This is a genomic window from Streptomyces sp. NPDC093801 (assembly GCF_040701585.1).
Classification (GTDB): Bacteria; Actinomycetota; Actinomycetes; order Streptomycetales; family Streptomycetaceae; genus Streptomyces.
The window spans coordinates 132,688-153,947 of sequence record NZ_JBFBDP010000018.1; the positions used below are offsets into that span (position 1 = coordinate 132,688).

At 71.5% G+C, this 21,260-nt stretch carries 16 protein-coding genes, 3 tRNA genes and 1 pseudogene; 13 read left to right on the forward strand and 7 right to left on the reverse strand.

The features are described from left to right. Positions 1-13: 13 nt before the first annotated feature. Positions 14-313, reverse strand: a complete 300-nt coding sequence (locus AB0469_RS22020; protein ID WP_366453107.1) for a YtxH domain-containing protein — start codon at positions 311-313, stop codon at positions 14-16. Positions 314-459: 146 nt separating this feature from the next. Between AB0469_RS22020 and AB0469_RS22025 the strand changes: the two genes are divergently transcribed. From AB0469_RS22025 to AB0469_RS22035, 3 genes are all read left to right on the forward strand, one after another. Further along, positions 460-532, forward strand: a tRNA-Asn gene (locus AB0469_RS22025). Positions 533-537: 5 nt separating this feature from the next. Next, positions 538-610, forward strand: a tRNA-Asn gene (locus AB0469_RS22030). A gap of 184 nt (positions 611-794) precedes the next feature. Further along, positions 795-871 (forward strand) — tRNA-Ile (locus tag AB0469_RS22035). A gap of 185 nt (positions 872-1,056) precedes the next feature. Here the strand turns inward: AB0469_RS22035 and AB0469_RS22040 are convergent. Further along, positions 1,057-1,257 (reverse strand): hypothetical protein, encoded by a 201-nt coding sequence (locus tag AB0469_RS22040; RefSeq protein ID WP_366453108.1) that lies wholly within the window; start codon positions 1,255-1,257, stop codon positions 1,057-1,059. A gap of 277 nt (positions 1,258-1,534) precedes the next feature. Here AB0469_RS22040 and AB0469_RS22045 point away from each other — a divergent pair, with 277 nt between their 5' ends. The 7 genes from AB0469_RS22045 (at position 1,535) to AB0469_RS22075 (ending at position 12,409) form a co-directional block, all read left to right on the forward strand. Then, positions 1,535-2,521 carry a LuxR C-terminal-related transcriptional regulator gene (locus AB0469_RS22045; protein ID WP_366453109.1) on the forward strand — a complete coding sequence of 329 codons (987 nt, stop codon included), beginning with the start codon at positions 1,535-1,537 and terminating at the stop codon, positions 2,519-2,521. Between the two features lie 540 nt (positions 2,522-3,061). After that, on the forward strand, positions 3,062-3,208 hold the full coding sequence (locus AB0469_RS22050) for a hypothetical protein (protein WP_366453110.1): 147 nt from the start codon (positions 3,062-3,064) through the stop codon (positions 3,206-3,208). Positions 3,209-3,257: 49 nt separating this feature from the next. Beyond that, complete coding sequence (locus AB0469_RS22055; RefSeq protein WP_366453111.1) at positions 3,258-5,918, forward strand: thiopeptide-type bacteriocin biosynthesis protein; 2,661 nt, start codon at positions 3,258-3,260, stop codon at positions 5,916-5,918. Continuing rightward, positions 5,915-7,132, forward strand: a complete 1,218-nt coding sequence (locus AB0469_RS22060; RefSeq protein ID WP_366453112.1) for a cupin domain-containing protein — start codon at positions 5,915-5,917, stop codon at positions 7,130-7,132. Before AB0469_RS22055 ends, AB0469_RS22060 begins: the two co-directional genes overlap by 4 nt. Before the next feature lie 174 nt (positions 7,133-7,306). Next, positions 7,307-8,599 carry a helix-turn-helix domain-containing protein gene (locus AB0469_RS22065; protein ID WP_366453113.1) on the forward strand — a complete coding sequence of 431 codons (1,293 nt, stop codon included), beginning with the start codon at positions 7,307-7,309 and terminating at the stop codon, positions 8,597-8,599. Beyond that, positions 8,596-10,401: an ABC transporter ATP-binding protein gene (locus tag AB0469_RS22070; protein ID WP_366453114.1), complete on the forward strand. Its 1,806-nt coding sequence runs from the start codon at positions 8,596-8,598 to the stop codon at positions 10,399-10,401. The genes AB0469_RS22065 and AB0469_RS22070 overlap by 4 nt, the downstream gene beginning before the upstream one ends. Before the next feature lie 112 nt (positions 10,402-10,513). Continuing rightward, positions 10,514-12,409, forward strand: coding sequence for a S53 family peptidase (locus AB0469_RS22075; protein ID WP_366453115.1), 1,896 nt, complete (start codon positions 10,514-10,516; stop codon positions 12,407-12,409). A gap of 100 nt (positions 12,410-12,509) precedes the next feature. Here the strand turns inward: AB0469_RS22075 and AB0469_RS22080 are convergent, their stop codons facing one another. Further along, on the reverse strand, positions 12,510-13,688 hold the full coding sequence (locus AB0469_RS22080) for a glutamate--cysteine ligase (protein WP_366453116.1): 1,179 nt from the start codon (positions 13,686-13,688) through the stop codon (positions 12,510-12,512). A 245-nt stretch (positions 13,689-13,933) separates the two neighbouring features. On the opposite strand from AB0469_RS22080, the gene AB0469_RS22085 reads away from it, so the two are divergent. Then, positions 13,934-15,187: an MFS transporter gene (locus AB0469_RS22085; RefSeq protein WP_366453117.1), complete on the forward strand. Its 1,254-nt coding sequence runs from the start codon at positions 13,934-13,936 to the stop codon at positions 15,185-15,187. 61 nt (positions 15,188-15,248) lie between these two features. Then, positions 15,249-15,467 (forward strand): annotated as a pseudogene (locus AB0469_RS22090) (hypothetical protein); the annotation flags it as partial. A 166-nt stretch (positions 15,468-15,633) separates the two neighbouring features. On the opposite strand, the gene AB0469_RS22095 reads toward AB0469_RS22090, so the two are convergent. From AB0469_RS22095 to AB0469_RS22110, 4 genes are all read right to left on the reverse strand, one after another. Next, positions 15,634-15,990, reverse strand: coding sequence for a hypothetical protein (locus AB0469_RS22095; protein ID WP_366453118.1), 357 nt, complete (start codon positions 15,988-15,990; stop codon positions 15,634-15,636). 38 nt (positions 15,991-16,028) lie between these two features. Next, positions 16,029-17,381 (reverse strand): carboxyl transferase domain-containing protein, encoded by a 1,353-nt coding sequence (locus AB0469_RS22100; RefSeq protein ID WP_366453119.1) that lies wholly within the window; start codon positions 17,379-17,381, stop codon positions 16,029-16,031. Positions 17,382-17,652: 271 nt separating this feature from the next. Beyond that, positions 17,653-19,308, reverse strand: coding sequence for a GAF domain-containing protein (locus AB0469_RS22105; RefSeq protein WP_366453120.1), 1,656 nt, complete (start codon positions 19,306-19,308; stop codon positions 17,653-17,655). Further along, a complete protein-coding gene (locus tag AB0469_RS22110; RefSeq protein WP_366453121.1) occupies positions 19,305-20,342 on the reverse strand; it encodes a rod shape-determining protein in 1,038 nt (345 codons plus the stop codon). The genes AB0469_RS22105 and AB0469_RS22110 overlap by 4 nt, the downstream gene beginning before the upstream one ends. Before the next feature lie 222 nt (positions 20,343-20,564). On the opposite strand from AB0469_RS22110, the gene AB0469_RS22115 reads away from it, so the two are divergent. Continuing rightward, positions 20,565-21,260, forward strand: coding sequence for a triacylglycerol lipase (locus AB0469_RS22115; protein ID WP_366453122.1), 696 nt, complete (start codon positions 20,565-20,567; stop codon positions 21,258-21,260).

The window sequence follows — 21,260 nt, forward strand, 5'->3', positions numbered from 1 at the left end:
CCTGCCAGGAGGGTCAGGTGTTGCTGGTTCCCCACTCGTCCTCGGACCCCTGCCCCCGGTCCCGCAGTCCGGGCACCCGCCTGGCCACGGAGGGCGGCAGGGCGTCGCCGACCTTGCCGCCGACGGCGGTGAACGCCTTGCCCGCGAACGCCCGCCCGTTCTGCCCCGCCGTCTCGGCGGCGTTGCGCACCACCGGGTTCTGCACCAAGCGCCGGGCGGACTTCTTCATCTCCTCGTAGCGCTCGCGCCCCGCGGCGGTTCCCACCACGTAGCCGAGGGCCACTCCGGCGAGGAACGTGACCTTGTACCGCATGCCTGCCACCCTTCGTCGTGTCGGTGCCCGGCCGGCTGGCGATACCGATTGGCGGAGCACCCCCCTGCTTGCGCTAATCTATGACTCGCAACGGGCGCTCGCCCCCCGGCAAGGCCGGAGGTGGGCTGTTCGTGGCACCGCAGCAATCCCCTGTAGCTCAATTGGCAGAGCAGCCGGCTGTTAACCGGCAGGTTACTGGTTCGAGTCCAGTCGGGGGAGCGCGGTCCCCTGTAGCTCAATTGGCAGAGCAGCCGGCTGTTAACCGGCAGGTTACTGGTTCGAGTCCAGTCGGGGGAGCAGGAAGGGAAGAGGACCCGGTCGGGTCCTCTTTCTTTTTGCCCCGGACCTGGAACCGGGCAGCTTCCAGCGCGGTCTCTCTGGACGTGCGAAGCCGATCATGCGGGGCATCCGAAGCAGGAGATCGTATGAGCGGCTATGCTGCGGCAGACGGCGCGCACACATGTACGCGCCACGCCGTGAAGGGGCGGTAGCTCAGCCGGTTAGAGCAGCGGACTCATAATCCGTCGGCCGTGGGTTCGAGTCCCACCCGCCCCACCACGAGGCCCGTGTCGCAGAAACGTTGCGACCAGCGCGATCAGTGCCCCGACCCGGAACTTCCGGGGCCGGGGCACTTCTGCGTCCGGGCCCGGCGGCCGGGTCCGGACGGCGTGTGACGCGCGCCATGACGCGGCGAAGGCGGCCCCGGGGGGCCGCCTTCGTGTGCCGGACCGGTCGGGGGGAGGTCAGTCCCAGCCGATGACCTTCTTGTCCATCGGCGCCGAGTCCCAGCCGATCACCTTCGCGGTGGCCGGGGCCGAGGCGCGGACCGAGTCCCAGCCGATGACGCCCGGGCCGTGCTCCACCGCGGTGGCCGTGGCGGTCGCGGTGGCGGACAGCAGGGCGGTGAGGACGGCGGCGGCGGCGAGGCGGGCGGTGCGAGACATGGAATCCCCCTGGGACGAGCACGGTCGGCTGGAGCGGTGGGTCTGCGCGCTGCACCGGTCCGGCCTTGCGGCCCTGGCCTGGGGTGGGGCTCCGTGCCCCGCCGTCCCGGTGAACACCATCCTGCTGGTCCGCGGGAGCCCGCAGAAGGGGTTCGGGACGGCACCAAAGTGACTGGCAGCATGGTGACATCTACGGCCTGTGACCTGCACACCTTTAAGATCGCTTGAGTCGTCGGACAGCCGTCCGCCGACACGATCGGGGCCGGGGGGCACACACATGCTGGAAGCGTTGGGACTGGACACGCACGTCGAGGCCGTCTACCGCGAGATGCTCGCGGATCCGACCGGGGGAGTGGCGGAACTCTGTGTCCGCCTCGGCATGACCGAGGGCCGGGTGCGCGAGGGGCTGGACCGGCTCGTCGACCTCGACCTGCTCACCCCCTCCCGGGAGAACACGGGCGGGCTGCGGGCCGTCAGCCCCGAGGCGGGGCTGGAGCAGATCCTGCGCCGCCAGGAGGAGGACCTGCTCCGCCGCCAGCAGGAGCTGGCACTGAGCAAGGCGGCCGCGGCACGCGCCGTCGCCGAGTTCGCGGGGCTGCGGCCGAACACCGAGACCGACGGCGCGGAACGGCTCGTGGGCCTCGACGCCATCCAGTCCCGTCTGGAGGTCCTCGGCCGCGGGCTCACCGGGGAATGCCTGGCGATCATGCCCGGCGGCGCCCAGTCCCAGGCCAGCATGGACGCCTCGAAGCCGCTGGACGAGGAGGCGCTGGCCCGCGGCATCCAGATGCGGGTCGTCTACCAGGACAGCGCCCGCAACGACCAGGCCACCCTCGCCTACGCCCAGTGGACCACCGACCGGGGCGGCCAGGTCCGCACCAGCCCGGTCCTGCCGCCCCGCCTGGTGGTCTTCGACCGGAAGACCGCCGTGGTCCCCATCGACCCCGCGAACTCCCGGCTGGGCGCGCTGTGCACCACCGCCCCCGGCATCGTGGCCTCGCTCGTCACCCTCTTCGAGCAGACCTGGGAGACCGCCGTCCCGCTCGGCGCCGCCCGCGAGCAGGCCCCGGAGGACGGCATCACCGCCGGCGAGCGGGAACTCCTCAAGCTGCTGGCCTCCGGGCTGACCGACGAGGCCGCCGGCAAGCGGCTCGGGGTCTCCCTGCGCACCGTCCGCCGCCAGATGTCCGGGCTGATGGAACGCCTCAACGCCACCAGCCGCTTCGAGGCCGGCCTGCGGGCCGCCCAGCGGGGCTGGCTCTGAGACCGGCCCCGAAAGGGGTCAGGCGAGGTCGCTGCGGAACCGGTTCCGGCTGCCCTGTCAGGAGTCCCGGCTCCTGACAGGCGTCGAAGCCGGAGCGGAGGAGGGGTACCGCCACGGGCCGGCTGGAAGGCGAAGCCGGACGCGGCGCTCGTCAGCGTGGCCGTGCCCTGGACGCCGTGCCTCGATCAGCCCCGGCCCACGGAGTCCGCCCACCGGGCGTGAGCCTGCCCGCGGCACCCGTTGCAGCTGCCGTACCGCTTCACACCGCCGTCGCAACCGCACCGGGCGCAGGGCCCGTTGTCCGATCTCGGCCTGCGTCTCGGTGGCCGTCGGCGCCGAAGCCCTCCAGGTCGATTTCGAGGGACTGCGGTCCGCGCCGCTTGTCTGCGCAGGCCCCGGCAGCATCGTTCATCCCGCCGGTGACTTCGCCGGAGAGTCTGCCTCTCGGAGTGCCTGGTGGCGTGGTGGGGCGGGGAACAGAATCGAGATCGAAGGGCCGCAGGGTTGGCTTGCGGCCGCCATTCAGAAGGGGGAGCACTCATGAACGAGGAGTACTCGCTCGATGCTTCGAGCATCGAAATCGCCTACCCGACCGGTGTGGTGACGCCGAACGACGCCGACCGGGGAGGCCGGGACTTCTCCCTCGCCCACTGGAACGAGGACGGCGTGGACGACCGGGACTGGTAAATCCACCCCGTTCTCCTCGTGTTGATCGGCAAGTAAAGGAAGTCGAGTAATGGAATCAACCGTCGTACTCCTTAGGGCAGCCAGCCTGAGCGTCGACGAGATTTCAGGGCCGGCTTTCGGGGCCGATCGCCTGGCCGATGAATTCATCGAACAGGCGATCGGCCTGGCGGCCGGTACCGCGCTGACCACGGGTTCGGGTCGCAACGCGAGCGCGGCGGTGGAGCGGTACGCGACCAGGATGGCGAGTCGGGCCACGCCGTTCGGCCTGCTGGCCGGCACCGCGTTCGTGCAGACGGCCGAGAACCGGTCGCTGACGCTTGCGGACCGCGCAGAGCACCAGGCCTTCGTCCGGATCGACATGGCGGCGCTTGAGGCCGTGGTCACCTCTGCCACTGGGCGTCAGAGTCCTCGACTGCTCGAACCCGGCCGCGAACCGCACGAGCTTGCGCTGCGAATCCTTCGCAGCCACGGCGCTTCGGAAGCGGCTGATTCCCTGCAGCGTCTCGTCTCGGCCGTCTGTGGCCCCCGGCCGGCTGTACAGGTCTCCACTGGCCGCCTGAATTCCGCCTGGGAGGCATGCGGAATTCCTGGCGTTGCGAAAATACCTGACAAGGCTCGCTTCCATGTCGATCTGGACTTCACGACGACTCGGAGCAACGTCGAGAGCGAACTGGCCGAGTCACTCGACCGGACCCTGCGCCGCCTCCAGATCCTTTTTGCCGAGCCGGATCCCCTCGCCGATTTCCGAGAGGAATTCCAACGCCGTTACGAGGGCGGTGAGGTCCCGCTGGGAGAGGTGCTGGACTTTCGCACCGGTCTCATGGACACGACCCTCTCGGCGGGTTCGGCGCTCGCCGGCAGGGCCGGAGTGGTCGGGCCGGGGACCTCCCGCAGGGAGGTGCGTGTGCCCGAGGCGGCCCTCCGCGCCTACGACCACTGGCGTGAGACGGGCCGGCCCTACGACATCGAGGCGCATCCGGCAGCGGAGCGCGGAGTGGCCAGGTCGGTCCAGGCGGCACTGCTGGACAACCACGAGAACGCCTTCGACGCAGTCCTGCTCAGCGGGCAGGAGCGAGCGCCCCTGGCCTCGTTGGCCAGGTTCGCCGTGTCGCGGCCGGAACGCGAGCAGGCCCTGCACCAGTGGCTCGCCGCCGCGGGGCACGAGGACGACGATCCGATCGTCGCCGAGCTGGTGCACACACCTGGGGGACGGATCGGCAACGTCCTTCTCCGGCCTGCCGTCCATGCCCGGGCGCTCGCGCTGAGAGGCGCGGAAGGCGGCGCGCTGGACCTGGGCTCGCTACGGCTGAGCCTCGGCGAGCGCGGCTTCACCCTGCGCGAGGCGGCTTCGGGCCGTCGCGTGGTCCTGGAGCTCAACTCGACCCACTCCGTGGACTTCCGGGCGAACGACCCGCAGTTCCGCCTCCTCGCCCACATCAGCGGCGTTCGGTCGGTGGGGTGGCACTGGGGAGGACTGTCCATGCTCTCCCACTTGCCCCGTGTGACCTGCGGCCGGGTCATCGTCCGCCCGGAACGCTGGACGGTCGGGCCCGAAAGCGTTCGGCGCCTGCTCGCTTCGGCGAACCCCGCGGCGGTCCTGCGTGACCTGCTTCCGGGGTTGGGTGACCGGCGTTGGGTCGGATGCGGCACGGGCGACCGTGTACTGGCCGTCAACCTCGACTCCCCGCAGGCCGTGAAGGCCGTCGTCGAGAAGGCGGCCGGCCGGGGGCGACTCGCGTTCAGTGAGGTTCCCCAGGTGGAGAGCCCGGCCGTGAGCGGCCCGCGCGGCCGCCATGTGGCGGAGGTCTGCATCCCCTTGAAGGGACCGAGGCCTGCCGGTACACGCGGACGCACCGTGTTCGCCGCCCCTGTTCCAGGGGACGAATGGGTCTATTGGAAGTACTACTGCAGCAGTTTCACCGCGGACTCGGTGATCGTGCGGGCGAGGAGCCGGGTCGACCGGCTGCGCTCGCGCGGACAAGTGTCGAGTTGGTTCTTCCTCCGTTACGGCGAAGGCGGACATCATGTGCGCATCCGCGTTCGCCCCGCATGCGCAGAAGACCGTGCGGCCGTCTTCATGGCGCTTGAAGAGCTCGGCCAGGAGCTCCGGGCCCAGGGACTCGTCAGCAGAGCGTGTACGGACCGCTACGTGCCGGAAACCGTGCGATACGGGGGCCCGCAGGGCATCTCCCTCGCGGAGGAGCTGTTCGCCCTCGACAGCGACCTGGTCAGCGACCTGCTGGCGGAATCACCCTCGGAAGAGCTCCGGCTCTTTCACGCCGTATCCGCCCTTCTCGGCTGGGTTCGGGGATTCTACGGCGATTCGCCGGGCGAAGAGCAGCTGATCGGTGTCCTGCGCCGTCGGGTCGGCCCGCGGGAGAAGGGCGGACGGCTGGGGAGCAGATACGGCGCGTACTTCCGGGACGTGCGGGAACCGCTCGACGCCTTCCTCGCAGAGCACACCACCTCCGGACAGATCCTTGCGGTACTGGGCAGGCTCCGGCGGAGCACGCACGACGGGGCTCCGATTCCGGAGGCCGTCGCAGAGGAGATCTTCCGTTCGGTCGTCCACATGCACATGAACCGCCTTTTCCCACTCGACGTACAACGCCTGGAACGGCTCGCCTACGACGTGACCGTCCGCAAGCTGCTGGAACAACGCGCCCGGGCGGTACCCCGAGGCGATGAACAGGAGGATGGAAGAACATGAGCAGTCACGAGACGTCACCCGAAGCCGTCTTCGGCCTGTCCCGCCTGATCGACCCGGTGGAACCCGAGCTCTTCCTCCGCGATCACTGGGAGAAGGAGCCCCTCCACATCGAGCGGGATGCCCCGGACCACTACGGCGACCTGCTCACGCTCGACGATGTGGACCAGCTCCTGATGATGGCCGGTCCCGGCTTCGAGACCATCCGTGTCGTGGTGGACGGCGAGGAGACGCCGATCGAGGCGATGGCGCAGCGAGGGCCCCATGGCCGCGCCAACACGCTGGAAGCGATCTACGACCACTACCGGCGGGGATCCACGGTCGTCCTGAACTCCCTGGACGACCGCTGGGCGCCGCTGCAGAGGCTGACCCACGCCCTCGGGGCCGAGCTCGGCGCCGGGTTCCAGGTCAACGTCTACCTGACGCCCGCCGGCAAGGCCCAGGGCTTCAAGCCCCACTACGACACCCACGACGTCCTCGTGGCCCAGGTCCACGGCAGCAAGCAGTGGAGGCTCTACGGCGCTCCCTACGAGCTGCCGTTGGCCGGACGGCCCAAGTTCGGGGACGAGATCCCGGGTGACGCGGTACCCGAGCGGGAGCTCACGCTGAAGCGCGGGGACTTCCTCTACCTCCCCCGCGGCGTGGTGCACGCGGCCACGTCGAACGACGAGGCGTCCGTCCACCTGACCATCGGTGTCCATTCGCTCCGCTGGGCGAACGTCCTGCAGAGCGCGATGGAGAAGCTCTTCGACGAGGACGTCCGGTTCCGGCAGGGCGTTCCGGCCGGTCTCGCCGGTGACGAAGACATCCAGCGCGCTGCCGTGGAGCGCCTGCGGCAGCTCGTGGGGGTCCTCCAGGAGGGGCTGTCCGCGGAGCGGGCGATCGAAGAGACGGTGACGCAGTCCGTGTCGGTCAACTCGCCTTCCCTCGGCGGACATCTGCTCGACCTGGAGCGCGTCCGCGATCTGACACCTGCCACGCCGGTACGGCGCCGGCCGGGAGTCGTCTCGCACACCGCGGTCACGGACACCCAGGTGACCGTGGCGTTCCACAACAAGTCCGTGGCCCTGCCGCGGCAGGTCGAGCGGGAGGTCCGCTGGCTCGCCGGGCACCAGGGCGGCGCCTTCAGCGCCGCCGACCTGCCGGGCCGCCTGGACCAGCCGGGTCGCATGCTCCTGCTGCAGACCTTCCTCCGCGAGGGACTCCTCACCTTCTGACCCGGTTCGACGCCTGGCGAGGGGTCGCGTGGATCAGGCGGGCGACCGGCTTTAGGAAGCCGGTCGCCCGAGACCCGCCGAACCGCTCCACGCCACTCACCAGCAGCTTTGCCTGAAATTGACCATTCAGATGAAGGAGCCCGTGTAGCGTGCATATTCATGGGGGATATAGGCATGGATATCAAGCGGCTACGCGTGGAATCGGGGCTTACTCAGGAACAGCTGGCGGAAAATTCTGGTTTGAGCGTCCGGGCGATTCGTGATATCGAGCGCGGCTCTACGCGCCGACCCTACCGCCAGTCGCTCAAACTCGTGGCCGAAGGCATGGGGCTCAGCGAAAACGCCACCGCCGAACTGATCGGATCGGTCTACATGCCGCCTCAGGCGCGAAGCCGCCGTTCACGTGACCGCTTCCACGGTCCCGAGAGGTGCCACAACGGAATGAAGCCCGGTCTCGTTCACCTGCCGCCGGAGCCGACTGGCTTCGTGGGGCGCCGTGATGTGCTGGACTGGCTGGACATGCGCCTCGGTGATTGCGATGGAGGGGCTGCCGTCACTCTTTTGTCCGGCGGCCCCGGAGTGGGTAAAACGGCGGTTGCGCTGCGCTGGGCGCATGACCGGGCGGCGAGTTTTTCCAGTGAAGTCCTGTATGCGGACTTACGTGGATTCGATGCGAGGCCGGCTCTGAGCCCTGAGCATGTGCTCCGCAGGCTCCTGCGAGCCAACGGTGTCCCGGATCATCAGATTCCGCTGACCCTTGAGGAATGCTCGGCCATGTTCCGCGCGTCGCTCGCCGACCGCAGGTCGCTGATCGTCCTCGACAACGCCGCCACGGTGGAGCAGGTCCGTCCGCTGCTGACCGGCGCGCCGAACTGCCGCGTCGTCATCACCAGCAGGAACGCCATGACGGGACTGGTGGTACGCAACGGCGTGCACCGCCACCGCGTCGGCTACCTGCCCGGCGGGGAAGCCCTCGAGCTGTTCGAGTCGCTGGCCGGAGCGGTAGGTTCCCACTGCCGCGACGAGGTCGACGCGTTGCTGGCCTTCTGCGACGGCAGCCCGCTGGCCATTCGACTCGTGGCCGAACGCGTCCGGCGCCGGCAGTGCATCTGCCGGACGGGCTTCGCCGCCCGGCTCGTGTCCAGAAAAACGCCACTCAGTGCCTTCGATGCTCCCGGTGATCCGCATTCCAGCGTGCGGGCCCTCCTTTCCTGGTCCTATCGCAACCTTCCGCCGGTGGTGGCTGAGGTGTTCGTGCGTCTGGCCCGGCTGGGTGCTGCTCATTTCGAATTCGGTCGTGTGGTCGACCTATTTCCCGAGGGAAGGCCGAGCGCGGATGGAATCGCCGACTCCCTTGAATGGCTGGTCGAGATGCATCTCCTCGAGGAGGAGGTGCCCGGAACGTATGGCATAAACAAGCTGATCTGGTGGTACGCAAATGAGCTGGAAGGTGGGGTAGGCGGATGAGGCAGGATTTCCTCCTGGAAAAGCCCACCCGGGCTCCAGTGCGCCGCATCATCCGTCTTTTCCGGCCCTACCGAGGTCGGCTCTTCGTCGTCGTCATTCTCATCGCCAGTGCGTCCCTCATTGCGCTGACGGTTCCGATCATGGTGCGGGAGCTCTTCGACACGGCCCTTCCTCAGGGGCGTACGGGGCTGCTTTCGGCGCTCGCGCTCGGAATGTCGCTGGCCTCTGTCACCGGTAGTGTGATATCCGTCCTGGAGTCCTACATCTCGACCTCGGTCGGCCAGCGTGTCATGCACGATCTGCGGTCGCAGATATATGCGCACCTGCAGGAACTCCCGCTCGCGTTCTTCACCAGGACGCGGACCGGTGAGGTCCAGTCGCGGATCGCGAACGACATCGGCGCCATGCAGGCGACGGTGACCTCGACCGTCAGTTCGCTGGTCTCCAGCCTGACGACCGTCCTCGCGAGCTCCATCGCTCTTCTGATCATGGACTGGCGCCTGGCCCTGTTGTCCTTCTCCGTGCTTCCCCTGTTCGTCATGATCAGTCGGCGAGTGGGTGAACTCCGGCGCATCTTCATCCGGCAGCGGCAGCGGCAGATGGCTTCCATGTCGGCGATGGTCGAGGAGCGACTGTCGGTGAGCGGCATCCTGCTCAGCCGCACCATGGGCCGGTCCAAGGAGCTGTCCGAGGATTTCATCGCCGCATCGCGAGCCCTCTGCGACCTGCAGGTGCAGTCCAGCATGGCGGGACGATGGCGTCAGTCGGTCATTCAAACGGTCATGTCGTTGATGCCGGTCCTGATCTACTGGTCGAGCGGGATGACCGCGGCCCATGGCCACGCAGCCATTTCGCTCGGCACGCTGATTGCCTTCGTCTCCCTGCAGCAGGGGCTCTTCGGTCCGACCTTGTCATTGCTGGGTGTCGGTGTGGCCCTCCAGGGATCCCTGGCCCTCTTCGAGCGCGTCTTCGAGTATCTGGACCTCCCCAAGACGATCGCCGAGCCGGAAGAGCCTGTCCGACTGGCAGAGGTGGAGGGCCACATCCGTTTCGAGGACGTCGACTTCTCCTACGGTGACACTCCGACGCTGAGCGGAATCGACATAACCGTCCCCGCGGGCGGCAGCCTGGCCGTCGTCGGCGAGACGGGCGCCGGGAAGACCACCATCGGCTATCTCGTCGCGAGGCTGTACGACGTCACCGGCGGCCGCATCACCCTCGATGGTGTCGACCTGAGGAAGCTCGCCTCGCACACGCTCACTTCGAGCATCGGAGTCGTGTCCCAGGAGACCTATCTGTTCCACGCGTCGATCGCCGAGAACCTCCGCTTCGCCAAACCGGAAGCCACCGACCAGGAGCTCGTCGAAGCGGCCAAGGCCGCACAGATCCATCATCTGATCGAGGGGCTTCCCGACGGATACGACACGGTCGTCGGCCAGCGAGGGCTGCGCATGTCGGGCGGGGAGCGCCAGCGGATAGCCATAGCCAGAACCCTGCTCCGCAACCCGCCCGTCCTGGTGCTGGACGAGGCGACCAGTGCACTGGACAGCCAGACCGAGCTGTCGGTCCAGCGGGCCCTGGACACTCTCGCGGCAGGGCGCACGGTGATCACCATTGCGCACCGCCTCTCCACCACGCGGGACGCCGACGAGATCGTCGTGCTCGAGGGCGGCAGGATCTCCGAGCGCGGCAGCCACGATGAGCTCCTCCTCCTCGGACGCACCTATGCGTCGATGTTCCTGCGGGGCTCCCGCGCCGACGAGAACCAGCTCGACCCCATGGAGGCCGGCCGACATGCGTAACCGATGGCGGAAGCGGGCAGGCCTCGCCGGTGCGATCGCCCTGCCGCTGGTCACTGGCACGGTCGTCCTGGCACCAGGAGGGTTGGTCGGCTCGGGGGAAGCCAGGACACCCTTGCCGATCGCAAGGCCCGCCTGGGCCATGTCCGGCTCCGACCGCGGGGAGGCGGCCGAGGAGGGGATCGTCGAAGCACGGATCTGGCTGGCGGGGCGCGACCCGAAGGCCGCCACCCGTTATGCCCAGGCGGTTTCCACGCCGCGCGACCCCCTCTACCGGCACTTCCTCACACCGGCGGAATTCCAAGAACGCTTCGGCCCTTCCGCCGTGCAGTCGCAGCAGGTGGCTGCCTGGGCCGGGAAGAACGGGCTGAAGACCACGGAGACGACCGCTCACTACATCAGCGTCTCAGGGCCGGTGGGCGCGATGGAGAAGGCGCTCGCCGTGCCCTTCCACACCTACGACGATCACGGGCGGAGCGGTACCGCACCCGCGCGGACGCCCACGATCCCGCACGAGCTCGCCTCCGCCGTCCTGACGGTGACCGGACTCGACCGACTGGACACGGCTCACCCGGCCGTTGCGGAACTCCCGGCACCGGGCCCTCAGCCCAGTGCGCCAGGACCGTGCAGTCCCGTGGGCAAGGAGGAGCCCAGCGGGTTCACCGGAGCCGACGGCCGTGTGGTGTCCTGGGCTCCCTGCGGCTACACACCCGAGCAGCTCCGGGAAGCCTACGGAGTGCGCGACCCCGGAATGACGGGCAAGGGTGTCACCATCGCCGTCGTCAACGCCTACACCTCACCCACCATGGCGGCCGACCTGGAGCGGTACGCGCACGATCACGGCGAACCGCTGCGCCCGGGCCAGTACCGGGAGGTCAACAGCCAGGTCTGGGACCAGCTGGACAGCTGTTCCGCGAACACCTGGTACGGGGAGCAGACGAAGGACGTCCAAGCCGTGCACGGGATGGCGCCGGAGGCGGACATCGTGTACGTCGGTGCGCGCAACTGCACCCCGAGCGCATTCAACGAAGCCCTCCTGAAGGTGGTCGACCTGCGTCTGGCGGACGTCGTCAGCTGCTCGTGGGGTGAGACGACGGACGGCTACGGGGTGCAGGAACGCCTCATCTCACACAGCGTCTTCGAACAGGGGGCCATCGAAGGGATCGGCTTCTACGTTGCGTCCGGAGACGCCGGCTACGAGGATCCGTCGACCGGTCCCGGGCGGGCCAGCGGGTCCCGGCGGCTCCAAGTGGACTACCCCGCCTCGGATCCCCTGGTCACCGCCGTGGGCGGTACCTCCCTGAGCGTAGGTGCCGACGGTGCCTACGCCCACGAGACGAGCTGGGGCCAGTACCGTGTCGCCGCCAGAGCCGACGCCAGGACATGGAGGGCCGTTCCACCGGGCGACTACCCGCGGGACTGGGTCGCGGGAACAGGAGGCGGGACCAGCATCATGTACGAACAACCCTGGTACCAGGCCCCGGTCGTGCCGGAAGCGCTGAGCAAGGCGCTCCCCGGAGGCGTGACCGGGAAGCGTGCCATGCGCGTCGTTCCCGACATCGCGCTGGTGGCCGATCCGCTGACGGGCATGCTCGTGGGTGAAACCACCGCTACGGCCGACGGCAAGGACCTGCACTACGGCGAACGGCGCTCGGGCGGTACGAGCCTGTCCTGCCCGCTGTTCGCCGGGATGCAGGCTCTGGTGCAGCAGGCCGGCGGCGGGCGGGCTCTGGGCTTCGCGAACCCGGCCCTGTACCTTCTGCACGGGTCGGGCGCGATCACCGACGTCACGGACACCCCTCTGGGCGCGGATCACCCCGTGGCCTGGACCGTGAACCGTTATGAGGACCAGGCCAACGAGACAGGCCCGTGGTCGACCTACCTCGCGACCACCGGAAGGAACGGCGAAGGCGCGGCCCGCCTCGGGGCGTCGAAGGGGTTCGACAACACCACCGGCCTGGGGTCGCCGAGCGCCGCGTACATCGGCGCCTACCTCCGCCCGCCGTCGTAGCGACTCCGTCGCCCCGCACCACGGTGTCGGCTTCCGGCCGGCAGGACCGGCCGCAGGCGGAGAGGTCTGCGCCTGCGGCCTTTCGGTCCTCCGGGAGGACTCAGGCGTTCTCCGTCTCCTCCACCAGGTGGCGCAGGACGTCCGTCAGGTCCTGGCGGCGGGCGAACGCCGAGCGCTGGCGGGCCGCGCCCGAGCCGTCGCGCAGCAGTCCGCCGAGGGTCTTCGCCGCGTGGTCCAGGTCGCCGGCGGCGGCCAGGTCCGGGGCGACCAGGTCGAGCAGGGCCTCCGCCAGGTCGGCCGCCGGGAGCTCGGCGCCCGTGTACGGGTCCAGGCCGAAGCCCTCCAGGCCGTCGTGCGCCGCCCTCCACCGCGCGAGACGCAGTACCTCGTCCCGTACGGGCCGTTCGGGCCGCTGCTCCGCGATGTCGCGCAGCGCCGAGGAGACCAGGGCGCGGCCCAGCTCGGCCTGGAGCACGGCCGTGTCGATGTCCGGGGACATGTCGGGTGCCCGGATCTCGAGCGTCGGCCAGTTCCCGGAGGGGCGGAGGTCCCAGTAGACCATCTTGGTGTCCAGGGCGGCCCCGGAGCCGAGCAGGGTCTGCACCGAGCGCCGGAAATGGGCCGTGGACGGGAAGTGCGGGGGCGGGCCGGCCGAGGGCCAGCCCGCCCAGGCCATCGCCCGCCAGCTGGAGTGGCCGGTGTCACGGCCGTTCCAGAAGGGGGAGTTGGCGGCCAGCGCGATCAGCGTGGGCAGCCAGGGCCGGACCCGGTTGGACACCGCCACCGCCGTGTCCACGTCGAGGGTGCCGATGTGGATGTGGCGGCCGCAGCTGACCAGGGTGTCGGTCAGCGCGCCGAAGCGGCGGTGCTGCTCGCGCTGGCGCGGCTCGTCGTCGGTCAGGTGCAGCGGCCCTTCGACGGCCACGACGGGCGAGGGCGCGGCCAGCAGGCGGCAGCCGTGCTCACGGGCCGCCGCGGCGAGGGTCCGCCGCAGGGCGGCGAGCTCCTCGCGCAGGCCGGTCGCCGAGTCGGCGACCGGGGTGGAGATCTCCACCTGGTACCGGGTCCCCTCGGGGTGCAGCTGCTGGGGGAGCCCGGCCGCGGTGGCGAGGACGAGCGGCGCGGCCGGGACGACGCGCAGGGTGCGGTCGTCGACGAGCAGGAACTCTTCCTCGACCCCGACCGTGAGGGGGGTGGTGACACCGCTCGCGGTGCGCAGGCCGTGGCCCGCGGGGCCGGTGTCACTGGTGCTCGTGGTGCTGTTGCCAGGATCGATCACTACGCCTCCCTGGACATACGAGTCTTTCATCATGAGCCGAACAGACGGCCGGGATGCAACGCCGATCCGGTCAAATGTCGGGTGATAATGGCGAGTTAGCGGCAAGAGCGGTCGGGTACTGAAATCACCGGTCCGGGTGGGTCGGGCGGTGCGGGTGTGCGGTCGCGCGTTGCGCGCGCGTGATGCCCGTATGAACGCCCTCCGGGCTCCAGGAGCGCCCTAGAAGGGCCCGGTTACCATCCCGTGTGACCGGTACCGCCTCCCCGCCCCGACCGAAGCGGCGCATATTCGCCGACCTGACACCGCTGCGCACCTCCGCCCACTACAGACGGCTGTGGGTGGGCGGCACCATCTCCTGGATGGGCCAGGCCATGACGGCCCTGGCGATCTCGCTCCAGGTCTACGAGATCACCGGCTCCAGCTTCTCCGTCGGGCTGGTCGGCCTCTTCTCCCTCGTCCCGCTGGTCGCCTTCGGCCTGTACGGCGGCGCCATCGCCGACACCGTGGACCGGCGCAAGCTCGGCCTCTACAGCCAGACCGGGCTCACCGTGCTGTCCGCCGGCCTGGCGGCCGCGGCCCTGCTCGACTACCACCGGGTCTGGCTGCTCTACACCGTCGTCGCCCTCCAGGCCGTCTGCGGGGCGCTGAACGGGCCGGCCCGCTCGGCCATGATCCCGAAGCTGCTGCCGCCCGAGCAGCTCCCCGCCGCGAACGCGCTGGGCTCCGTCACCATGACCTCCGGCACCATGCTCGGCCCGGTGCTGGGCGGGCTGATCGTCGGCTGGTGGGGCTACCAGGCCGCGTACCTGATCGACGTCGTGACCTTCGTCGCCGCCCTCTACGCCATGTGGCGGCTGCCCGCGATGCTGCCGGAGGGGCGCAAGGGGCGGGCCTCGGTGATGGACGGGCTGCGCTTCCTCGGGACCACGCCCAACATCCGGATGACCTTCTTCTCCGACATGGCCGCGATGATCTTCGCGCAGCCGAAGGCGCTGTTCCCGGCCATCGCCGTCCTCTGGTACGGCGGCGACGCCAGGACCGTCGGCCTGCTGGTCGCCGCCCCCGCCGTGGGCGCGCTGCTCGGCGGGCTGTTCTCCGGCTGGCAGGGGCGGATCCGGCGGCACGGGCTGGCGATCCTGCTGTCCGTCGCCGCGTGGGGGCTGGCCATCGCCGTGTTCGGGCTGACCCGCAACCTCTGGCTCGGGCTGCTCTTCCTCGCGCTGGCCGGGTGCGCCGACACCATCTCGATGGTGTTCCGCTCCACGATGATGCAGACCGCGACCCCGGACGGCATGCGGGGCCGGCTCCAGGGCGTGTTCATCGTCGTCGTCGCGGGCGGGCCCCGCCTCGGCGACTTCCTGGCCGGAACCGTGGGCGACCTCGCCTCCCCGACCGTCGCCGTCACCGGCGGCGGCCTCGCGTGCGTGGCCGTCCTGGGCCTGCTGTCCGCCCGGTGGCGTTCCTTCGCCCGCTACGACTCGCGGTCGCCGCAGCCGTAGGGAGGCCGGGGCGCCGCGGACCGCGCCCGAGGGCCGGGCCGCCGTCAACCGGACCTTCGAGTCCCTCACCCTCCTGCCCGGCGGACGCACCCTGGTCGCGGCACCGGAGGGCCCGCCGGCCGCGGACGGCAAGGACGGGCAGGGGCGCACCCTCCAGCGGATCCAGACCCGGGAACGGCGCCCGGGCGGGGAGTTCGTCCTCGGGCGGCAGTACGCCTACCCCGCGTCGACGCGGGCCGCGGCATCGCCGCACTCGCACCGACCCGGGACGGACGGCTGATCGTGCTGGAACGGGGCTTCACCCGCGAGTCCGAGATCACCGCCCGGCTCCTCGGCCATGACGGCGCGGGCCGCGTCCGGCTCCTGCCGGCCAGCGACGACAACGAACTCCCGCAGCAGACCACCCGGCCCGCAGGGGACAGCGGGGGCCCGCCCCCGCCCCGCCGTCAGCGGACCGGCCGGGAGCGGGCTGCCAGCAGCCGCTCGGCGCGCTCCACGAGCAGCGGCAGCAACTTCCGCCGCCACGTACCGAGATGGACCATTCCGCTCGACATCCCGCCGTGGGCGTACCGCTCCCGGTACACGTACGGTGCCTGCTCGCCGAGGAGGTCGACCTCCACGAGCTCGTCGAACGTCGTGTACAGGAGCCGGGCGACCGCGTCGGCCGAAGCCGGGAGGTCCGTACCGGCCAGGGTGTCGTGGAGCGCCTGCCAGACGTGCGGATCGCCGCGCAGGCCCCAGCCGTTGGCTCCGCCCTCGAAGAGTTCGGCCGTCTTCGGGACGGGCGTGTCGTCATGTGCCATGCCGTCAGTCTCCCAGGGGCGGAGGCCGGTGGGCCCGCCTACCGGCGGGCCTGCGGTCCGACGACGCCCCGCGCCACGCCGAGGTCCACCAGGTCCTGGGGGCGGATGCGGAGCTGGTCCGCCGTGGCGGGGGCCTCTTCGGCGGGCCGCTTGAGGATGGCCGCCGCCAGCTCGGGGGCGATCACCGAGAAGTAGCTGTCCGGGGTCACCCAGGTGTTGCCCGGCGCGGCCAGGGCGAGCGCCCCGCCCGAGCCGCCCTCGCCGATCAGCAGGGTCGTCACCGGAACGGTGGCCTCCGCGACCGCCGCGAAGCAGTCCGCGATGGCCGGGCCGGCGCCCGCGTGCTCGGCGGCGGCGTCGTTGGCCGCGCCCGGGGTGTCGACCAGGGTGAGCACCGGGACGCCGAGCCGGTCCGCGAGGCGGATCACGCGGGCCGCCGTACGGTAGCCCGCCGGGCGGGTGGCGGTGCCGCACTGGGCCGCGTACGCCACCGCCCGCCCGTCCCGCAGCCCGAACCCGCACAGCATCCCGGAGTCGAAGGCCCCGGCCCGGTCCCCGCGCAGCGGCAGCCGCAGCCCGAAGTACGCGTCCAGGTACGCCTGCGCCCGGGGGCGCTCGGGGCGCCGGGCCTGCCGGACGGCGTCCCAGCCGGTCAGCGGGGGCGTGACGGCGCCCAGCGCGGCCGGGGGCTCGACGGGGACGCCGGCCCGGGGCGCGGCCAGCACCCGCAGCCAGTCCCCGAGCGCCGCGGGCAGCTCCGCCGCGGGGACGACGGCGTCGACGTGCCCGGCGTCGTACTGCCCCTCGGCGGTGTAGGCCGCCGGATCGGCGTCCGCCGGCCGCACCCGGGACCCGGCGAAGCCGACCTGCGCCCCGGGCAGCGCCAGCACCACGTCGGCCCCCGCCCCGAGGGTGGCCCACCCGCCACCGGTGGTGGGGTCGCGCAGCACCGCGATCTGCGGGAGCCCGGCGGCCCGGGTCAGCACGCACTGGCGGGCCACGCGCTGGAGCTGCGCCAGCGCGAGCATCCCCTCCTGCATGCGGGAGCCGCCGGTGGCGATCAGGGAGACCAGCGGCAGGCGGCGCTCGCGGGCGTGCGCGTACGCGGCCTCCAGCCGGTCGCCGGTACGCCGGCCGAGGCTGCCCCCGAGGAACCCGAACTCGAAGGAGACGAGGGCGGCTTCGTGCCCGCCGATGCGGGCGGTCCCGGTGACGACGGACTCCCGCTCCCCGGTCCGCGCACCGGCCCGGGCCCGCGAGGCGTCGTACCCGGCCCAGCCGAGCGGCCCGTCGTCGTCGGGGTACTCCGCGGCGGGCGCGGGCAGCTCGGCGAAGCTCCCGGGGTCGGTCAGGGCGGCGATGGCGGCACGGGCCGAGAGGCGGGTCGTCACGCGGCCAGCGTAGGCGGTGGGGACGGAGCGCGGGGGCCCGTGGCGGGGGCCCGCCACGGCCGGCCCGAGGCGCCGGGGGCCGCTTTCCCGCCCCGAGGGGTCGGGGCCCCGGGCGGTGTTTGCCCACCCGCCTCCCGGCGGGATCCCGCCGGGAGGCGCTGGACTGCCGGCCGGCGCGGGGGAGGGGCGGTGTCCCCTGGAGCTCTCTCAGAGAGGGGTGGGGGTTTCCGTCAGTCTCATCGTGCTCACGCCGGGAGCCCCCGCCGGCCCCCTACAGCGCCGACTCCCACGTCACCGTCGTCCCCCTCGCGCCCGTGTCCGTGGGGCCGTCGTCCGAGACCGTGAGGCGGACGCGGGAGGCAGTGGCGTCCACCTCGACCGCGATCGCCGTGACCCCGCTGCGGCGGTGGGCCGCTGCCAGGGCGCTGCGGAGAGTGGCCAGGAGGGCGTCCGTCACCCGGTCCGGGAGCAGCGCGTCGACCGCCCCCGCGAAGTGGACCGACGGCTGGAAGCCCAGCAGGACGGCGGCTCCGCCGGTCTCCCGCAGCACCCGTCCCCGGAAGGTCGTCGGGGCGTCCGTCGGGGGCTGCTGGAGGGCGAAGATGGCCGTGCGGACCTCCTGGATGGTGGAGTCGAGCTCGTCCACGGCCCGGCTCAGCTCGTCGCCGACGTCCGCCGCGTCCCCCGTCGGCGCGTTCGAGGACCGGCGCCGGGTGCTCTCCAGCATCATCTCCGTCGCGAACAGCCGCTGGACCACGAGGTCGTGCAGGTCGCGGGCGATGCGGTCGCGGTCCTCGTAGACGGCGAGCTGCTCGCGGTCGTGCTGCGCGTCCGCCAGGACGAGCGCCAGGGCCGCCTGCGAGGCGAACTGCGAGGCCAGCAGCCGGTCGACGGCGTCGTACGGGCGCCCGCCCCGGGCCCTGGGCAGGGCGAGGGTGCCGATCAGCTGGCCGCCGCTCTGGAGGGGGAGCATCATGCTCGGCCCGAACCGCTTGCGGACGTGCGTGGTCATCCGGGGGTCGGTCGCCGAGTCCTCTATGAAGACGGGTTCCCCGCCCAGCAGTTGCACCAGCACCGGCGAACCCGGCGCGATGGTGGTGCCGATCAGGTCGCCGGGGTCTCCCTGCGTGGAGGCGGCCACGATCTCCATGCCGCCCTCCGGTGTCGGCTGGAGCACCACGCCGGCCGCCGCGTCCGCCAGCAGCCGGGCCCGTTCGGCGACGCACATCAGGGCGTCGGCCGCCGGCCGCCCCGCCAGCAGGGTGGTGGTCACGGCGGCCGCGCCCTCGATCCAGCGCTCCCGGCGGCGGGCGGTCTCGAACAGCCGGGCGTTGCCGATCGCTATGCCGGCCTGCGAGGCCAGGACCCGCACCAGGGTGAGGTCCTCGTCCGTGAAGGGGCCGCCGCCGGCCTTCTCCGTGAGGTAGAGGTTCCCGAAGACCTCGGTGTGCACCCTGATCGGCACGCCGAGGAAGCTGTGCATGGGCGGGTGCCCGGGCGGCAGGCCGGCCGAGCGGGGGTCCTGCGCGAGGTCGTCCAGCCGCAGCGGCCGGGGGTCGGTGATCAGCGCACCGAGCACGCCGGTGCGGCCGTCGGGCAGCCGGGGGATCGCCGCCCGTTCGGCCTCGGTCATCCCGGAGGTGAACAGCCGGGTGAGCCGGCCGCGCTCGGGGTCGACGACCCCGAGCGCTCCGTAGCGGGCCCCGCACAGGTCGGTGGCGGAGTCCACGACGTGCTGGAGGGTGGACTGGAGCTCCAGCTCCGAGCCGACGCTGAGGACGGCGTCCAGCAGCACCGGGAGGCCGGACGGCGTCGCGCCGGCCACCAGCCCGCGCGTCCCGGACTCCGCCCCCGGCCCCGGCCCGGCACCGGAACCCGGCGCGGACCCCGGACCACCCGTCCCTTCGGCGGCAGGCTCCTGCCTCATTCGGCCAGCGGGTTGAGGACCATCGGGGCGATCTTCCCTTCGAGCATCGCGCCGAGACCCATGACGGCGCACACGTCGGGCCGTTCCGCGATGGCCACGGGCATTCCGGTCGAATCCCTCAGCATCTGGTCCAGCCCCGGCAGCAGGGCGCTGCCGCCCACCATCATGATCCCCCGGTCCGTCAGGTCCGCGACCAGGTCCGGCGGGCAGTCGCGCAGCACCTTGCCGATGCCGTCGAGGACGGCCGTCAGCGGGGTGTGGATGGCGTCCCGGACGGCGGCGGTGTCCACGTGGACGGAGCGGGCGAGCCCCGTGGCCACGTCGCGGCCGTGGATCAGGGTGGAGGCGGGCCCGTCGGGGGTGATGCCGTTGCCGTGCAGGGCCAGCTGGAGGGGACGGACGGCCTGGCTCGGCAGCATCAGCTCGTGGGCGTGGCGCAGGTGCTGGACCACCGCGTGGTCGATGGCCTCGCCGCCGACGGGGATCCGCTCGGCGGTGACGATCGAGCCGAGGGAGAGGACCGCGACCTGGGTGGCCGCCGCCCCGCACACCATGATCATCGTCGCGGTCGGCTGCTCCACGGGCAGGCCGCAGCCGACGGCCGCCGCGATCAGGGTGTCGACCAGTTCGACGCGCCGTGCGCCCAGTCCGACCATCGTCTCGACGGCCGCGCGCTGGGCCAGCGGGTCGGCGTCGTGCGGGGTGCAGCAGGCGGCGCGGAGCCGCGGCTTGCGGCGCAGGGCGCGGCGCAGCTTCTCGCCGAGGAGGTGGCGCAGCATCCGCTGGGCCATCTCGATGTCGACGACGGTGCCGCCGGAGACGGGGCGCACGACGCGGATGTAGTCGGGCGTGCGGCCGGTCATCCGCTCGGCGAAGGTGCCGACGGCGATGAGGGCGCCGGTGCGTGTGTTGACGGCGGCGACGCTGGGTTCGTCGACGACCAGTCCGGCTCCCTTCACGTAGACGCGGGTCCTCGCGGCCCCGAGGTCGACGGCGACGTGGCAGCGGCGCAACTGCTCAAGACTGACGGTCACGGCAGGTCCTCCCGAGAGCGCTGGTACAGAAGGGGACCGGCGGATGCCGATCGCAATTCATATCTTCTCGGGTTATTGGGGCATACCGCCTGCTGGAATGCTCCGGCCGGGGCGTGTCGTACGGGGCGGACGTGCTGCACGGGGGTGGATTTCTGTACCGACAGGCAGCAGCATGCGCGCACCATCCGCGCTACCCGTGCGTAACAAGGTAAAGGGGACCCGATGCTGACGCCCCGCCAGAGACGCCTGGCGCTCCTGACCCTCTGCCTCACCCTCCTCGCGCCCGTCCCGGCCCGGGCCGCGGCCGCCCGCACGGCCGGCGCAGCCCGCGATCCGGTGGTGTTCGTCCACGGCTACAACGCCGACCCGGGCGTCTGGGGTTCCCTCCGCGCGGACCTGCGGGCCGACGGGTACGCGGACTCCGAGCTCTTCTCCTTCGGCTACGACACCCACCAGTCCGTCAACGAGGTGCTCTCGGGCCGCCTCGCCGCCTACGTCGACGAGGTCCGCCGCCGGACGGGCGCCTCCCGCGTGGACCTCGTGGGGCACTCCTTCGGCTCCCTCGTCAGCCGCTGGTACGTCAAGTACGGCGGCGGGGCGGCGGCCGTGGACCACTGGATCTCGCTGGCCGGCCCCAACCACGGGACCTCCACCGCCTGGGCCTGCGCCCTGTGGGACCAGGCCTGCCGGGACATGACCCCGGGCTCCTACGTGGTGAAGAACCTCGCCTCCGGCGACGAGACCCCCGGCGCGGTGAAGTACGCGACCTTCTGGTCGGACTGCGACGAGGTGGTCAACCCCGACGGCAGCGTCCCGCTCTCCGGGGCCCTGAACACCCCGGTCGGCTGCCTGAAGCACAACGACCTGCTCGGCGACGCCGCCACCTCGGCCGGTGTCCGCGCCTTCCTCCGCTCCTGA

Coding starts and splice junctions, on each gene's coding strand:
- AB0469_RS22020 (WP_366453107.1), bottom strand. CDS start 313: ATGCGGTACAAGGTCACGTTCCTCGCCGGAGTGGCCCTCGGCTACGTG.
- AB0469_RS22040 (WP_366453108.1), bottom strand. CDS start 1,257: ATGTCTCGCACCGCCCGCCTCGCCGCCGCCGCCGTCCTCACCGCCCTG.
- AB0469_RS22045 (WP_366453109.1), top strand. CDS start 1,535: ATGCTGGAAGCGTTGGGACTGGACACGCACGTCGAGGCCGTCTACCGC.
- AB0469_RS22050 (WP_366453110.1), top strand. CDS start 3,062: ATGAACGAGGAGTACTCGCTCGATGCTTCGAGCATCGAAATCGCCTAC.
- AB0469_RS22055 (WP_366453111.1), top strand. CDS start 3,258: ATGGAATCAACCGTCGTACTCCTTAGGGCAGCCAGCCTGAGCGTCGAC.
- AB0469_RS22060 (WP_366453112.1), top strand. CDS start 5,915: ATGAGCAGTCACGAGACGTCACCCGAAGCCGTCTTCGGCCTGTCCCGC.
- AB0469_RS22065 (WP_366453113.1), top strand. CDS start 7,307: ATGGATATCAAGCGGCTACGCGTGGAATCGGGGCTTACTCAGGAACAG.
- AB0469_RS22070 (WP_366453114.1), top strand. CDS start 8,596: ATGAGGCAGGATTTCCTCCTGGAAAAGCCCACCCGGGCTCCAGTGCGC.
- AB0469_RS22095 (WP_366453118.1), bottom strand. CDS start 15,990: ATGGCACATGACGACACGCCCGTCCCGAAGACGGCCGAACTCTTCGAG.
- AB0469_RS22105 (WP_366453120.1), bottom strand. CDS start 19,308: ATGAGGCAGGAGCCTGCCGCCGAAGGGACGGGTGGTCCGGGGTCCGCG.
- AB0469_RS22115 (WP_366453122.1), top strand. CDS start 20,565: ATGCTGACGCCCCGCCAGAGACGCCTGGCGCTCCTGACCCTCTGCCTC.